This is a genomic window from Streptomyces celluloflavus, assembly GCA_000720995.1.
Lineage (GTDB): Bacteria > Actinomycetota > Actinomycetes > Streptomycetales > Streptomycetaceae > Streptomyces > Streptomyces celluloflavus.
The window spans coordinates 250947-264859 of the sequence record JOEL01000001.1 but is presented as its reverse complement, the minus strand read 5'-3'; the positions used below and the strand labels follow the sequence as shown (position 1 = coordinate 264859).

The following is a 13913-nucleotide window of genomic DNA, read 5'->3' as shown; positions in this document are numbered from 1 at the left end:
CGTGCGGGGAGGGGGCAGCCCTCGTACGCGCGCACCCCCGGCCGGTGCCGGGCGCCGTTCGTCCGCAACCTCCTCGCAACGTCCCGCGGCATAGGGTGGCCGCATCCCGGGCACCCCCGTGGGCACGATCCGGGCCTGTACCGAGCCACTTCCGAACGGCTTCCGAGCCGCTGCCGGGCTTTCCGAGCCGGTTCCGGGTCATGTCGCTTCGGATCCGTCGACCGCGGCTGTTCGCGCCGGTCAGTGAGGAGTCGATACGTGTACGGACATCGGACGAAGAACCTGCGGGTCGGCCGCTCTGCGCGGAAGCCGGTCCGCTGATGGCGGCCGCGGACGCGGGCGCCCCGGAGGGCGCCGTTCCCGATGGCGCGGCGGCGGGGGGCGCTCCGGTCTCGCGGGTGGCGCTCACCACCGCGGCCGCCGAACTGCTGTGTCTGCTGCGGGAGCTGCACGGTCCGCTGATGTTCCACCAGTCCGGCGGCTGCTGTGACGGCAGCGCCCCCATGTGCTACCCGGCCGGGGATTTCCGTACCGGAGCGTCGGATGTGCTGCTGGCGCGGCTGGCCGTCGAGGGGATGGCGGAACCGGTGGAGTTCTGGATGGCGGCGGACCAGTTCGCGCTCTGGCGGCATACGCATCTGACCGTGGACGTCGTACCGGGGCGCGGCGGCGGCTTCTCCCTGGAGGCTCCCGAGGGCGTCCGCTTCCTGGTCCGCTCCCGGCTGCTCACCGAGGAGGAACTGGACCGGCTCGGCGACTGAGCGGCGTAATACGCCCTGCGGCGTGCGCCGTCTGACGTGGTGGCCAACCGGTGATTCACCGCGCCTCGCGGGGAAGTGCGGCGGTTCCGCGCGGGAGGAACGGTCCGGCGGAAGAGATGGTGAGGCCCCGCGCACGGGGGATGACGCGGGGCCTCACTGGGGAAAACGGGGATACGGCACCTCGGGTTCCCGATCCGTGAAGATTCTGCGAGAAATTTTCTCCCGGCCGCCGGGCGGGTGGACAGACGGGCCGTCGGGCAGGGCCCCGGAAACGGCGAAACGGGGCGGATCGCCCCCGGCAGAACCGCGCTTGAGGCCGCCGAAGGCCGCGCGCGGGAGAAGTCCGCCGGAGGAACCCGGGACGGATCCCCGAGATCCGGCAAGGGCCGGGCAGTCAGGCGTCGTCCTGGACCAGCCGCTCCAGCATGCTCTGGAAGTCCATGTCCACGACCACCCGCAGACCGTCGCCGTCCGGCTCGCTCAGCGCGGTCATCACGCCGCGCCGCCACCAGAACACCTTGGGGCTGATCGCGCCCGCCGCGTCCTCGTGCCCGGCCGCCGCGAACTGCGCCATGGCCTGCAACGCCGGGATGACCTGGGCGTCCTGGATGCGGTGGAAGGCCAGCTGGTGGCGGAAGGGCAGCGCGACCAGCGCGCCGTCCGCGGTGAGTCCGGTGCCCGTGATCCGCTGCACCAGTTCGTCCAGGACCAGCACCCGGCTCGCGGTGAAGAACGAGTCACCGAGCAGCACCTCGAACGCCGATCCGTCGCCGCGCCGCACCGTCTCGTGCCCCTCGACGGGCAGCGCCCGCAGATTGTTCATCGCCCGGATACGCAGTTCGGCCACGTCCCCGAGGTCGGTCAGCGAGTCCTCGCTGAGCATCTGCACCGCCTCGGGCAGGTCGAGGGCGAGCACCTCGCGCAGCCCCGGCGCCGGCTCACCGCCGTACCGGAAGGAGTCCGAGGCGGGCAGCGTCTCCTGGGCGACGACGCGGGGATAGAGGCAGGCCCGGATCTCGTCCTCGGTGAGGATCTCCAGTGGCTGCGGGCCGTCCATCGTGCGCAGGACCTTGCCGACGTGGTCGCGGATCAGCGCCGGCCAGCTGCGCTCGCCGCGCCGGTCGCGGTGGCACACCGCCGCGAGGTTGCCGAGGCCGAACTGGCGGCCCGCCGAGTCGGTGACCACGCCCGCGTAGGCGGTGACCTCCAGGCCCTGCTCGGCGAACGCCTGCCGGACCTGCGATCTGAAGACGCCGCCCTCCCGCTCGGAGAAGAAGGTGAACTCCCCATCGCGTGCGAGGTCGCGCGGATCCCGCTTCGGTCCTCGGCGGAACAGGCCCATCTCTTCCTCCCGGCGATGGCCACGTACGACGGCCATGACTGGGGCGATCGTAACGGGTCCCCCTCCCGGACCCGACAGGGTCCACCCCGGCCGGCGGCGGGACCGCGCGGCCCCGCGCACCTACGCGCGACCCGTCCGGTCCTCTGCTGTCCGGCGCCCGTTCCTCCCCGCTTCCACACCCCGGCCGGCGGATCACCCGCGCCGAGAACCGTCACCGCCGATTTCCGCCTCTTTCCGCCGACTTGGGGGCGCCGGGCGAAGCGGCGGCGGCGTGCGGGAGGGGCATCCGGCTCCGGCAGCTGAGCGGCGGGGCCGACCGGGAACGGCTCGCGGAGGGACCCGCCGGGCCCTCCGCGCGGCTCGCACCTGTACGCGGAGTCCGGTGCGTGTCCAACTGGTTCGCCTACGGATCCCGGCGTGCGCGCGAGCCCGGCCGTACGCCAAACCCGGCGCGCACACGGAGTCCGGCGCGTACACCAAACCCGGCGCGCGCCCGTACCTGCCCGGCCCCCGCTCGTACACGAAACCCGGCCTCGCCTCCGCCGGATGAGCGGGCGTCCGTCCACGCCCCCGGATGTCCTACGGTGACCGGAACCGGTGACCGTGGCCGACGCCGGCGTGGGGCGCCCGCGGTCGGCCACGGCCTCGTCGCCCCGCGGCCGTGGGCACGACGGGGCGACGAGTCGGGTACGGCGGACTAGCCGCCGATGTTGACGTCCACGCAGACATAGAAGGCGTTCGCCGTGTCGGCGATGTTCCAGACCGCGAGGACCTTCTGCTTGCCGGTGATGCCGCCGAAGTTGACCTGGTGCGAGACGTGCGCGGGCGGCTGCGCGCCGCCGTCGTTGAACTCGGCGACCTTCCGCCCGCCGACGAAGTACTGCCAGGTACTGGTGGAGTGACGTGCCGTCAGCGTCCAGTTGAAGGTCGTGGTGCTGCCGACCGGGGTGACCTTCCAGCCCTTGGCGTCATCGTCGAGATCGGCGAACTGGCTGTTGCCACCACTACAGCTGGACAGTCCCTTGGGGCCTTCGACGCTCTGCGGCTCCCACTTGATCGGGCCGCATTGGACGGTGCCCGCGGCGCACTGCGCCTGCCTGCTGGGCGGCGAGTCGATGTAGCCGTGCGCGCTCGCCGGGCTGACCGGCAGCGTCATCACGAGGAGGGGGGCCAGGCCCGCGCCGACGGACATGGCCAACTTCCTTTTCCTGTTCATGACAACCCTTTCGCGGTGGAGGCCGCCGCGCGAAAGCAGGAGACCGGGCGTCGGCGCGAGAGCGCGCATCCGCCCCGGGCGGCCTCGTTGGTGTGGGGAAAGTGACGCGAAGGTTTTCCACGGCGGCACACCCCGCACCCGCCCCGCCCGGCGCCGACACCGGATGCGGCGCCGCACGAGCGCGCCCGCCAATTGGTCTAGACTTTACCGCTTGACAGCACACGGTCAATAGGTGTGGCGGTAATGGGAGCCCGGCATGACGACGGCGGTCCGTCCCCCCGTCGCGGCCCCGGAACCCGCCGCCGGGGGCACGCCGTCCGGAGCCGTGCGCGGCGGGGGTCCGGTTGCGGGCGCGGCGTGCCCGGCGCAAGGTGAGTGTGCCGCCCGGCCGGGGATACGGCCACCGCGGGCGCACGACCGGTACCGCCGCCGGGTCGGCGGCCGGGGGGGCGATACCGAGCTGCCGGGCCGGCCGGTTCCGCCGGGGCGGCCCGGTGCGTACGGCGGGCGGACCTCGCGGACGCCGTGACGTGCGGCACCGGCGTCGGCCGCTTCGCCGAGGCGGTACGGCCTCCGTACCGGCGGGATTCACCCGATCGCCCTCGTACGCAGGGCCGTTCCCGCGAGCGGGCGGCGGAACCGCTGCCGGCGCCGGGTGAGGCGGTGCGCACCCGGCCGGCCCGGAGCGGTGGGCCCCCGGGACGCTCCCCGGAAGGCCGTAGCCGCCACCACCGTCCGAGGAGAGCCGCCACCCGCCAGGAGGTCAGCATGGACGACGCCCCCAGGCCGGCCGCACCGCGCCATCTGGAGCCCGCCGAACTCCAGGCGCTGGACGCCCACTGGCGTGCCGCCAACTACCTGGCCGTCGGCCAGATCTACCTGCTGGCCAATCCGCTGCTGGCGGAGCCGCTCCGCCCCGAGCACGTCAAACCGCGGCTGCTCGGCCACTGGGGCACCACGCCCGGTCTGAACCTCGTGTACACCCATCTCAACCGCGTCATCAGGGCACGTGCGCTGGACGCGCTGTGCGTCTGGGGACCCGGCCACGGCGGCCCCGCCGTGCTGGCCAACTCCTGGCTGGACGGCACCTACTCGGACACCTATCCGGACGTGAGCCGGGACCGGTCCGGTATGGCGAAGCTGTTCCGGCAGTTCTCCTTTCCCGGCGGAGTGCCCAGTCATGTCGCGCCGGAGACCCCAGGCTCCATCCACGAAGGCGGCGAACTGGGCTACTCCCTCACCCATGCCTACGGCGCGGCGTTCGACAACCCCGGTCTGGTCGTCACCTGTGTGATCGGCGACGGCGAGGCGGAGACCGGGCCGCTCGCCGCGTCCTGGCACGCCAACAAGTTCCTCGACCCGGTGCACGACGGCGCCGTACTGCCGGTCCTGCACCTCAACGGCTACAAGATCGCCAACCCGGCGGTGCTCGCCCGGCTCCCCCAGGACGAACTCGACGCACTGCTGCGCGGCTACGGCCACAACCCGATCCACGTCACCGGTGACGACCCGGCAGCGGTGCACGACGCCATGGCCGCCGCGCTGGACCAGGCGCTGGACCGCATCGCCGACATCCAGCGCCGGGCCCGTTCCGAGGAGGTGCGCGACCGTCCGCGCTGGCCCGCGATCGTGCTGCGCACACCCAAGGGCTGGACCGGCCCGCACGAGGTCGACGGGGTGCCCGTCGAGGGGACCTGGCGCGCCCACCAGGTCCCGCTGTCCGAGGTCCGCGAGAACCCCGACCATCTGCGGCAGCTGGAGGCGTGGCTGCGCTCGTACCGGCCGGACGAGTTGTTCGACGCGGCGGGGCGGCCGCGGCCCGAGGTCCTCGCGTACATACCCGAGGGGGCGCGGCGGCTGGGTGCCTCGCCGCACGCGAACGGCGGTCTGCTGCTGCGGGAGCTGCCGGTGCCGCCGCTGGATCGGTACGCGGTGAAGGTCGAGCGGCCGGGCACGGCCCTGCACGAGCCCACCCGGGTGCTCGGCGGTCTGCTGGCCGCCGTCATGGCGGCCACCGCCGAGCGCCGGGACTTCCGCGTCGTCGGCCCCGACGAGACCGCCTCGAACCGCCTGGACGCCCTCTACACGGCCACCGGTAAGGCGTGGCAGGCCGAGACCCTCGACACCGACGAACACCTCGCCCGGGACGGCCGGGTCATGGAGGTGCTCTCCGAGCACCTGTGCCAGGGGTGGCTGGAGGGCTATCTCCTCACCGGGCGCCACGGGCTCTTCGCCAGCTACGAGGCGTTCGCGCACATCGTCGACTCCATGGTCAACCAGCACATCAAATGGCTGCGCACCGCCCGCCGGCTGCCCTGGCGGCGCCCGATCGCCTCCCTCAACTACCTGCTCACCTCGCATGTCTGGCGGCAGGACCACAACGGCTTCTCCCACCAGGACCCCGGTTTCGTCGATCACATCCTGGACAAGAGCCCCGAGGTCGTGCGCGTCTATCTGCCGCCGGACGCCAACACCCTGCTGTCGGTGGCCGATCACGCGCTGCGCAGCCGGGACTACGTCAATGTGATCGTGGCCGGCAAGCAGCCGGGCTTCGACTGGCTGACGCTCGACGAGGCCCGCGCCCACTGCGCGCGCGGCGTCGGCAGCTGGGCGTGGGCGGGCACCGAGGACGGCAGCCGCGAACCGGATGTCGTCCTGGCCTGCGCCGGCGACGTACCCACCCTGGAGACGCTCGCCGCCGCCGGTCTGCTGCGGCACCATCTGCCGGAGCTGGCGGTGCGGGTGGTCAATGTCGTCGACATGACCCGGCTGCTGCCGCGCGACGCGCACCCGCACGGGATGCCGGACTTCGAGTACGACGCCGTGTTCACCCGCGACAGACCGGTCATCTTCGCCTATCACGGCTACCCCTGGCTGATCCACCGGCTCGCCTACCGCCGCGCGGGCCATCAGCATCTGCACGTCCGCGGGTACAAGGAGGAGGGCACCACCACGACGCCCTTCGACATGGTTGTCCGCAACGATCTGGACCGCTACCGGCTGGTGATGGACGTCGTGGACCGGGTCCCCGGCCTCGCGGTACGCGCCGTCGCGCTGCGCCAGGCGATGGCCGATGCCCGCACCCGCCACCATGCCTGGATCCGGGCGCACGGCACCGACCTGCCCGAGGTCGCCGACTGGACCTGGCCCGGCTGAGCGCCCGCGCGCGGCGGGCTCGCCCCGGACGGCAACGGCTGCCCGGCGCCGCCGGGTTCGTGTCTATGTGCGTCCGTTTCGGCCGCCACCGCCGTGGTCACCATTGCGGGTGTGCGGCCGGGGCGCGAGGCTGATCGCGACGTGGACGCCGGAGTGCCGTCGGGCTGCGGGCGACGATGCCCGGCCACGACCGCGTACGGGGGCCGAGTCCCGGTCGTGCTACCACGGATACCGGTCGCCACCGGCCACCACCGACCACAATGGATCAGCGATCGTCCATCATCGGTCATCACGAGGGGATCATCGATCACCATGAGAGAAGGAGCCGCATGCGCATCGCACTCTGCCAGATGACGGCATCGACCGACCCGGAGGAGAACCTCGCGGCCGTACAGGACCATGTCCGCCGCGCGGCGCACGCGGGGGCGCGGCTCGCGGTGCTGCCCGAGGCGGCCATGGTGCGCTTCGGGGTGCCGCTCGGTCCGGTGGCCGAACCGCTGGACGGACCGTGGGCCGAGGGCGTGCGGGCGGTGGCCCGGGAGACCGGGGTGACGGTGGTCGCCGGTATGTTCACGCCCGCGCCGGACGGCCGGGTCGTGAACACCCTGCTGGCCACCGGGCCCGGCGTGGAGGACTCCTACGACAAGATTCACTTGTATGACGCGTTCGGGTTCCGGGAGTCCGACAGCGTCGCCCCGGGCACCCGCGTGGTGACCATCGATGTCGACGGGGTCCGTATCGGCCTGGGCACCTGCTACGACCTGCGTTTCCCCGAGTTGTTCCGGGCACACGCGGACGCCGGGGCGACCGTCAGCGTCCTGCCCGCCTCCTGGGGCGCCGGCCCCGGCAAGCTGGCGCAGTGGGAACTGCTGGTGCGGGCCCGCGCCCTGGACGCGACGGTCTGGCTGGCGGCCGTCGGACACGCCGCCCCGGATCCGCTGGCCGATCCGGAACTGCCCACCAAGGCCCCGACCGGTATCGGCCACAGCCTCCTGGCCGCCCCCGACGGCACCGTACGCGCCCGGCTGGGCGCGGCACCGGATCTGCTCACCGCCGACGTGGATCTTGCCGAGACCGACCGTGTCCGCCGCGCCGTCGCGGTACTGGCCAACCGGCGCCTGTAGCCGCGCGGCAGGCCGCGGCGCTCGCGACCGCCCGGGACAGGGCCGGCCCCGCACGGCCGGCCCTGTCCCGGTCTCAGGTCGGGCCCCGGGTGGTGTGGTCGTCGCTCAACTCCGGGGCCGCGTGCGGTCCCTGCTGCTGCGCGGGGACGGCGGCGCCGGGGTCCGTACTGCCGGCCTTCGGCGTCAGGCGTCGTACCAGCGGGTTGACGGAGGCGGTCATGAGCAGCGCGGTCAGGAACAGCGCGGAGAAGAGCTGGTCGTTGATGAGGCCCGCTTCCCGGCCCATGGTGAGCATCAGGACTTCGCCAAGCCCTTTGCTGTTGACCAGCACGCCCACGGTCGCCGCTTCGCGCCACGGCAGGTGGAACAGGCGCGCGGTGACCGCGGTTCCGGTGAATTTGCCGCCCAGCGAGACGACGAAGAACGCGGTGAGCGCCAGCGCTCCGCCCCAGCCGAGCGCGCCCATGTCGACGGACAGGCCGGTCAGTCCGAAGAAGACGGGGATCAGTAGCGCTCCCACATGGTGCAGGGGCGTCGCGATCGCCCGGCGCACGGCGGGGTCCAGATCGCGTGGCATGACCAGGCCGAACGTGAAGGCCCCGATCACGGCATGGATCCCGATGCAGGTGGCGAACCACGCGGACACGAAGACACCGCTGCCGACGGCGAAGATCAGCAACAGCGAGTGTCCGCCCTGCGGGTGGACCCGGCGCAGCAGCGCGCGCAGGACCGGGCGGACGACGAAGCCCATGGCCAGCGAGTAGGCCGTGACCCGGCCCAGGGTGAGGAGCAGATTCCCGGTGCTCAGTCCCTGCGCCGCCGTGATCAGGCAGACGAAGGCGAACCACGCCACGAGGTCGGTGATCGCGCCGGACGCGGTGGCCATGGCGCCGGCGGTGGTGCCCTGGAGCCCGTTCTCGCCCAGGATGCGGATCATCACGGACAGGGAACTGACCGACAGGACGACGCCCATGAAGAGCATGAAGAGCGGCGGCGAGATATGGGCGGGCACCAGACTCGAATGTCCCGCGAAGAGCGCGAAAGCCACTGCGGAGGCCAGTGCGCAGGGCACGGTCAGGGACGCCGCGGTAATGGCGAGTACGGAGCGGACCCGGCCACGCAGCAAATGGAATTCGAGTTCCCAGCCCGCCACGAACATGAAGAGGACGATGCCTACTTGGGCGATCACCGACAGGTGGCTGCGCACCTCGACCGGGAAGACCTTCGCCGGCAGATTCCCCGGCAGCAGGCCCAGCACGCTCGGCCCGAGCAGCACACCGACCGCGATCTCCCCGACCACCACCGGCTGCCGCAGACGGGTCCGCAGCGGTGCGAGAGCGACTCCTATCAGCAGCACGACGGCGATGTCGACCAGCACGATTGCTTCCAGCGAAGAACCTGCCAATGCCCTGTGCCTTCCTCGGAACGGGAATTCTGGGCCACGCCCGGCAGGGCGCCCCGGGCGCCCGCGGACCGCGCCTCTCGGCTTCAGATACGCGAGAGGAATTCCGCTGTGATGCGGTGCTGAGGCATGACTTTAGGGGCGCGGGCAGGTCTCTTGAAGGGCGATTCCGACGGTCCACCCGATTGAGGGAGAAATACGGATTTTTTCCTGTGCCATTGGTGCCTGTATTCGGCGAACTCACTTTCCCGCCGGAACTTTCCGAGCGGCCGCGACAACTGTTCCGCGCCCGTCATCCGCTTTTCGGCGGATCGAGGGGAACCGGCGCTCGGGGACCACTCCCCCGGGGCCACCGTTCCGGGCCACCGCTCCGCGCCGACAGCGGGCGGCGCCGGTCCGATGAGGACCGGCGCCGTCCTGGTGTGGGCGTCTACGAGGGGTCGGGGGTGCCGGTGTCGCGGGTGGGGCCGGCGCACGCGGGGCACCAGTAACCTTCCCCGCCCTGGATGAAGACCCAGCCCAGGTCCGCGATGAGCGGGGCCGCGTGGTGGGCCTCGTGAAGTATGTGGCCGAGAAAGTCCGCCTCTTCGTCCGGCCGCGGCTCGGAGATCACGAGGTCAAAGCTGATTCTCTCGGTGCACTTGCCACGGTCACAGGCGAGATAGAAGCGCACCGGACCAGGAGCTTTGCCATCGGTCATCAGGCTCATGGAGGCATGTTCGCGGAGCCCGACCGCACTGACAATCCCGCCGGGGCCACCGCCGCGATTCCCGGCAGCACCTCCCGGCCCTGCCGGCGTCTCCGCCCCAACTCGGCCCGGCGGTACGGCAGATGCCCGTAGGCCGGTTGCCGTACGGGCCCTGGCGCGGGGCAATGCAACGTGACATTCTACTGCGATGGATCGCTCGACGAATCGGTCTCCTGACGTCGTCGTCATCGGAGCGGGCATGGTCGGCGCTGCCTGCGCCTACCACTGCACCTCGGCGGGGCTGCGGGTCACCGTGGTCGAACGGGGCGCGATCGGGGGCGCCACCACCGCGGCGTGCGAGGGCAACATCCTGCTCTCCGACAAGGAGCCCGGAGCCGAACTCGAACTGGCGCTGCTGTCCTCGCGACTGTGGGCGCGGACCGCGCAGGCGCTGGGCGCGGAGCGGCTGGAGTACCAGGAGAAGGGCGGCGTGATGGTGGCCGCCTCGCCGGCGACGGCCGACGGGCTCCGGAAGCTGACCGCCGTCCAGCGCGCGGCCGGTATCGACGCGGTCGACGTCTCCCGCGACGAGGTCACCGGACTGGAGCCGAACATCACGCCCGAGGTGGCCGCCGGCGCGTACTACCCGCAGGACTGCCAGGTCCAGCCGGTGCTGGCGACGGCCCGGCTGCTGCGGCACGCCCGGGAGCACGGGGCCACGGTCCTGCCGGGCACCGCGGTCACCGGGTTCGTACGCGACAGTCGTGGCGCCGTCACCGGCGTCCGTACCGACTCGGCCACGGCACCGCTGATCCCCGCCGGCCGGGTCGTCAACGCCGCCGGCACCTGGGGCGGCGAGCTGGCCGGGCTGGCGGGCGTGCCGCTGCCCATCCTGCCCCGCAAGGGGTTCATCCTGGTCACCGAGCCGCTGCCCCGGGTGGTGCGGCACAAGGTGTACACCGCGGAGTACGTCGCCAATGTCGCCAGCGGCGACGCGGGGCTCCAGACCTCCGTCGTGGTCGAGGGCACCCGGGCCGGCACGGTCCTGATCGGGGCCAGCCGGGAGCGGGTCGGCTTCGACCGTTCGGTATCCCTGCCGGTGCTGCGCAGACTCGCCGCGCAGGCCATCGGGGTCTTCCCGTTCCTCGCCGAGGTCGCACTGCTGCGCAGCTACCTGGGATTCCGGCCGTACTGCCCGGACCATCTGCCGGTGATCGGCGCCGATCCGCGCGCCCCCGGGCTGCTGCACGCCTGCGGGCACGAGGGCGCCGGGATCGGGCTGTCCGCCGCAACGGGTCATCTGATCGCGCAGGTCATCACGGGGGCGGCGCCCGATCTGGATCTCGCCCCCTTCCGCCCGGAACGGTTCGAGGAGACCACCGTATGAGCACCGATACGCGTGCCGGGGCGGGCGGGCCGGCCGTCCCCCGCCGCCCGTCCTTCCCCTTCCGCTTCGACGAGCTGACGATCGAGGCCGAGCCGGGCCAGAGCATCGCCGCCGCGCTCCTCGCCGCCGGGCACCGCTCCTGGCGCCGCACCCGGGTCGCGGGCGCCGGGCGCGGGATGTTCTGCGGCATCGGGGTCTGCTTCGACTGCCTGGTCACCGTCAACGGGCGTCCGAACCAGCGGGCCTGCCTGGTCGAGGCCGCGCCGGGAGACCTGGTCAGGACCCAGGAAGGAGCCGGCCGTGACGACCTCGCGTGCTGACGGGCCGTACGATCTCGCGGTGCTCGGCGCGGGCCCCGCCGGTCTCGCGGCGGCGGTCACGGCGGCCGCCGCGGGCGCCCGGGTCGCGCTGGTCGACGCGGGCCCGCGGGTCGGCGGGCAGTACTGGCGCCACCGCCCCGGCGACACGGGCGCGGCGCACCACGGCTGGGCCGCCTTCCAGCGACTGCGCCACGGACTGGCCGCCCACGCCGGCCGGCTCCACCACCTCCCCGGCCACGCCGTCTGGCATACCGGGCGGACGGCCGGCGGATTCCGTACACACACCCTCCACGACGGGACCGAGCAGGTCGTGGAGAGCACCGCGGTCGTCGTGGCCACCGACGCCTACGACCGCCAACTCCCGTTCCCCGGCTGGACGTTGCCCGGGGTGTTCACCGCGGGCGGTGCGCAGGCGCTGCTGAAGGGTCACGGTGTGGTCGCCGGACGGCGGATTGCGGTCGCCGGGACCGGCCCCTTCCTTCCGGCCGTCGCCGCCGGACTCGCCGAGGCGGGCGCGCGCGTGGTCGGGGTCTTCGAGGCCGGGCTGCCCGCCTCGTTCGTGCGGCAGCCGCTCACCGTGGCCGCTAATCCCGCGAAACTCGCCGAGGGCGCGGGGTTCCTGCGGACGCTGCTGCGCCATCGCGTGCCGTACCGGACCCGCACCGCCGTGGTCGCCGCGCACGGCGAGGACGAGGTCACCGGGGTCACGGTGGCCCGCGTCGACGCCCGGTGGCGGGTCGTACCGGGCAGCGAGCGCCGGCTCGACTGCGACACCCTCGCCGTCGGCTACGGCTTCACCCCGCAGATCGAGATCCCGCTCCAGCTCGGCTGCGCGACCCGTCGCGATATCGACGGCAGCCTGGTCGCCACCGCCGACGCCCGGCAGCGCGGTTCGGCCCCCGGCGTCTACCTCGCCGGGGAGGTCTGCGGCGTCGGCGGCGCCGCCCTGTCCCTGACCGAGGGCGAACTCGCCGGGCTGCACGCCGCCCAGGCCGTCGGCGCCGCCGTCGCCGACCCGGCGGTGGTCCGCCGTCTGGTGCGGCGGCGTACCGCACAGCGGCAGTTCGCCGCCGCGCTGCATCGGGCGTTTCCGGTCCGCCCCGGCTGGCTGGGGTGGCTGCGCCCCGAAACCGTGGTGTGCCGGTGCGAGGAGGTCACCGTGCGGACCGTCACCGAGGCCGTCACGGAACTGGGCGCGACCGACCCCCGCACGGTCAAGCTGTACGCGCGCCCCGGTATGGGGCTGTGCCAGGGACGGGTCTGCGGTTACGCCACCGCCTGCCTGGTCGCCGCACGATCCGGACGTGAGGCGACCGCGGAGGAACTGCGGGGGATGGCCGGCCGGCCCATCGCGCAGCCGCTGCCGCTCGGCATCCTCGCCGCCGGCGACCCCGGCGCGGACCCCGAATCCGGCTCCGGCATCGTCCCTGACGCCGGAACTGATGAGTCGTCAATGCCCGCCCGCTGAGGCGCGATTGAGAAGCTCCATCCACCCCACCCCTGCACCTCACACCCCATGATTCACCCCACCCCGAGAGCCAATGCAATGTAACATTGCACAGACTCAGTGGTCCCGGATACGCAAACCGTGGAGGTCACATGAACGCGCAAGCACAGCCGTGGCACGGAGTACTGGTGGCGACCGCGCTCCCGTGGCGGGAGTCGCGGACCGGCGAGCTGACGGCGGACTTCGACGGCTATGCCGAACACCTCGGATGGCTCGCGGAGAACGGCTGTCACGGCGTCACCCCGAACGGTTCGCTCGGCGAGTACCAGACCCTCACCCCCGAGGAGCGCGCCCGTGTAGTGACCACCGCGGTCGAGGTGGCCGCGGACACCCCCGGCTTCACCGTGATGCCCGGGGTAGCCGCGTACGGCGCCGACGAAGCGCGGCGGTGGGCCGAACACGCCGGTGCGGCCGGGGCCCGTGCGGTGATGCTGCTGCCGCCGAACGCCTACCGGGCGGACCGGCGTGCCGTGGTCGCGCACTACCGTGAGGTCGCCAGGGCCGGACTGCCGGTCGTCGCGTACAACAACCCCTTCGACACCAAGGTCGATCTGGTGCCGGAGCTGCTGGCCGAGCTGTACGGCGAAGGGCTGATCGTCGCCGTCAAGGAGTTCTCCGGCGATGTGCGCCGGACCTACCGGATCGCCGAACTGGCCCCCGGACTCGATGTGCTGTGCGGCGCCGACGATGTCGCGCTGGAGCTGGCGGCCGCCGGATCCCCGGGCTGGGTGTCGGGCTTCACCAACGCGTTCCCGCGCGCCTGCGTCGAACTGTGGCAGGCGGCGTCCGCCGGTGACCTGTCCACCGCGCTGCCGCTCTACCGGACGCTGCACCCGCTGCTGCGCTGGGACTCGCGGATCGAGTTCGTGCAGGCGATCAAGCTCAGCATGGATCTCGCCGGCCGCTACGGCGGTCCCTGCCGGCAGCCGCGCCTGCCGCTGGCCCCGGAGCACGAGGAGAGCGTGCGGCAGGCCACCGGGAAGGCCCTCGCGGAAGGACTGCGGTAGACA

Annotated in this window: 11 protein-coding genes; 7 read left to right on the top strand and 4 right to left on the bottom strand. The window is 72.7% G+C overall.

Going from position 1 to position 13913, the window contains the following annotated elements; translation table 11 throughout:
- The first annotated feature begins 320 nt into the window (after positions 1 to 320).
- Entirely contained in the window at positions 321 to 761 is a 441-nt protein-coding gene (locus IH09_RS00960) for a DUF779 domain-containing protein (protein ID WP_094792809.1), read from the top strand.
- 394 nt (positions 762 to 1155) lie between these two features.
- On the opposite strand, the gene IH09_RS00955 is transcribed toward IH09_RS00960, so the two are convergent.
- On the bottom strand, positions 1156 to 2103 hold the full coding sequence (locus IH09_RS00955; RefSeq protein ID WP_052853269.1) for a hypothetical protein: 948 nt from the start codon (positions 2101 to 2103) through the stop codon (positions 1156 to 1158).
- Between the two features lie 697 nt (positions 2104 to 2800).
- A complete protein-coding gene (locus IH09_RS00950) occupies positions 2801 to 3319 on the bottom strand; it encodes a lytic polysaccharide monooxygenase auxiliary activity family 9 protein (RefSeq protein ID WP_052853268.1) in 519 nt (172 codons plus the stop codon).
- A gap of 768 nt (positions 3320 to 4087) precedes the next feature.
- Here IH09_RS00950 and IH09_RS00945 point away from each other — a divergent pair.
- Both IH09_RS00945 and IH09_RS00940 read left to right on the top strand, forming a co-directional pair.
- Positions 4088 to 6475 carry a phosphoketolase family protein gene (locus tag IH09_RS00945; RefSeq protein ID WP_052853267.1) on the top strand — a complete coding sequence of 796 codons (2388 nt, stop codon included), beginning with the start codon at positions 4088 to 4090 and terminating at the stop codon, positions 6473 to 6475.
- A gap of 329 nt (positions 6476 to 6804) precedes the next feature.
- Positions 6805 to 7599 (top strand): carbon-nitrogen hydrolase family protein, encoded by a 795-nt coding sequence (locus tag IH09_RS00940; RefSeq protein WP_052853266.1) that lies wholly within the window; start codon positions 6805 to 6807, stop codon positions 7597 to 7599.
- A gap of 73 nt (positions 7600 to 7672) precedes the next feature.
- Here the strand turns inward: IH09_RS00940 and IH09_RS00935 are convergent, their stop codons facing one another.
- The gene (locus IH09_RS00935) at positions 7673 to 9004 is read right to left on the bottom strand and encodes a cation:proton antiporter (protein WP_165484678.1); all 1332 of its coding nucleotides are present in this window, start codon (positions 9002 to 9004) and stop codon (positions 7673 to 7675) included.
- Between the two features lie 427 nt (positions 9005 to 9431).
- Positions 9432 to 9710, bottom strand: a complete 279-nt coding sequence (locus tag IH09_RS00930; RefSeq protein WP_052853264.1) for a hypothetical protein — start codon at positions 9708 to 9710, stop codon at positions 9432 to 9434.
- 187 nt (positions 9711 to 9897) lie between these two features.
- On the opposite strand from IH09_RS00930, the gene IH09_RS00925 reads away from it, so the two are divergent.
- The 4 genes from IH09_RS00925 to IH09_RS00910 all read left to right on the top strand — a co-directional run bounded on the left by IH09_RS00925 (position 9898) and on the right by IH09_RS00910 (position 13910).
- Entirely contained in the window at positions 9898 to 11076 is a 1179-nt protein-coding gene (locus IH09_RS00925) for an NAD(P)/FAD-dependent oxidoreductase (RefSeq protein WP_052853263.1), read from the top strand.
- Positions 11073 to 11396 carry a (2Fe-2S)-binding protein gene (locus tag IH09_RS00920; RefSeq protein WP_110951974.1) on the top strand — a complete coding sequence of 108 codons (324 nt, stop codon included), beginning with the start codon at positions 11073 to 11075 and terminating at the stop codon, positions 11394 to 11396. The genes IH09_RS00925 and IH09_RS00920 overlap by 4 nt, the downstream gene beginning before the upstream one ends.
- On the top strand, positions 11377 to 12864 hold the full coding sequence (locus IH09_RS00915) for an FAD-dependent oxidoreductase (RefSeq protein ID WP_052853262.1): 1488 nt from the start codon (positions 11377 to 11379) through the stop codon (positions 12862 to 12864). The genes IH09_RS00920 and IH09_RS00915 overlap by 20 nt, the downstream gene beginning before the upstream one ends.
- Positions 12865 to 12995: 131 nt before the next feature.
- Complete coding sequence (locus tag IH09_RS00910) at positions 12996 to 13910, top strand: dihydrodipicolinate synthase family protein (RefSeq protein WP_052853261.1); 915 nt, start codon at positions 12996 to 12998, stop codon at positions 13908 to 13910.
- The last annotated feature ends 3 nt before the right edge of the window (positions 13911 to 13913 follow it).

What these genes read in the sequence shown, in the direction of transcription:
- IH09_RS00960 (WP_094792809.1), top strand. Translation starts at nt 321, where the DNA reads ATGGCGGCCGCGGACGCGGGCGCCCCGGAGGGCGCCGTTCCCGATGGC.
- IH09_RS00955 (WP_052853269.1), bottom strand. Translation starts at nt 2,103, where the DNA reads ATGGGCCTGTTCCGCCGAGGACCGAAGCGGGATCCGCGCGACCTCGCA.
- IH09_RS00950 (WP_052853268.1), bottom strand. Translation starts at nt 3,319, where the DNA reads ATGAACAGGAAAAGGAAGTTGGCCATGTCCGTCGGCGCGGGCCTGGCC.
- IH09_RS00945 (WP_052853267.1), top strand. Translation starts at nt 4,088, where the DNA reads ATGGACGACGCCCCCAGGCCGGCCGCACCGCGCCATCTGGAGCCCGCC.
- IH09_RS00940 (WP_052853266.1), top strand. Translation starts at nt 6,805, where the DNA reads ATGCGCATCGCACTCTGCCAGATGACGGCATCGACCGACCCGGAGGAG.
- IH09_RS00930 (WP_052853264.1), bottom strand. Translation starts at nt 9,710, where the DNA reads ATGAGCCTGATGACCGATGGCAAAGCTCCTGGTCCGGTGCGCTTCTAT.
- IH09_RS00925 (WP_052853263.1), top strand. Translation starts at nt 9,898, where the DNA reads ATGGATCGCTCGACGAATCGGTCTCCTGACGTCGTCGTCATCGGAGCG.
- IH09_RS00920 (WP_110951974.1), top strand. Translation starts at nt 11,073, where the DNA reads ATGAGCACCGATACGCGTGCCGGGGCGGGCGGGCCGGCCGTCCCCCGC.
- IH09_RS00910 (WP_052853261.1), top strand. Translation starts at nt 12,996, where the DNA reads ATGAACGCGCAAGCACAGCCGTGGCACGGAGTACTGGTGGCGACCGCG.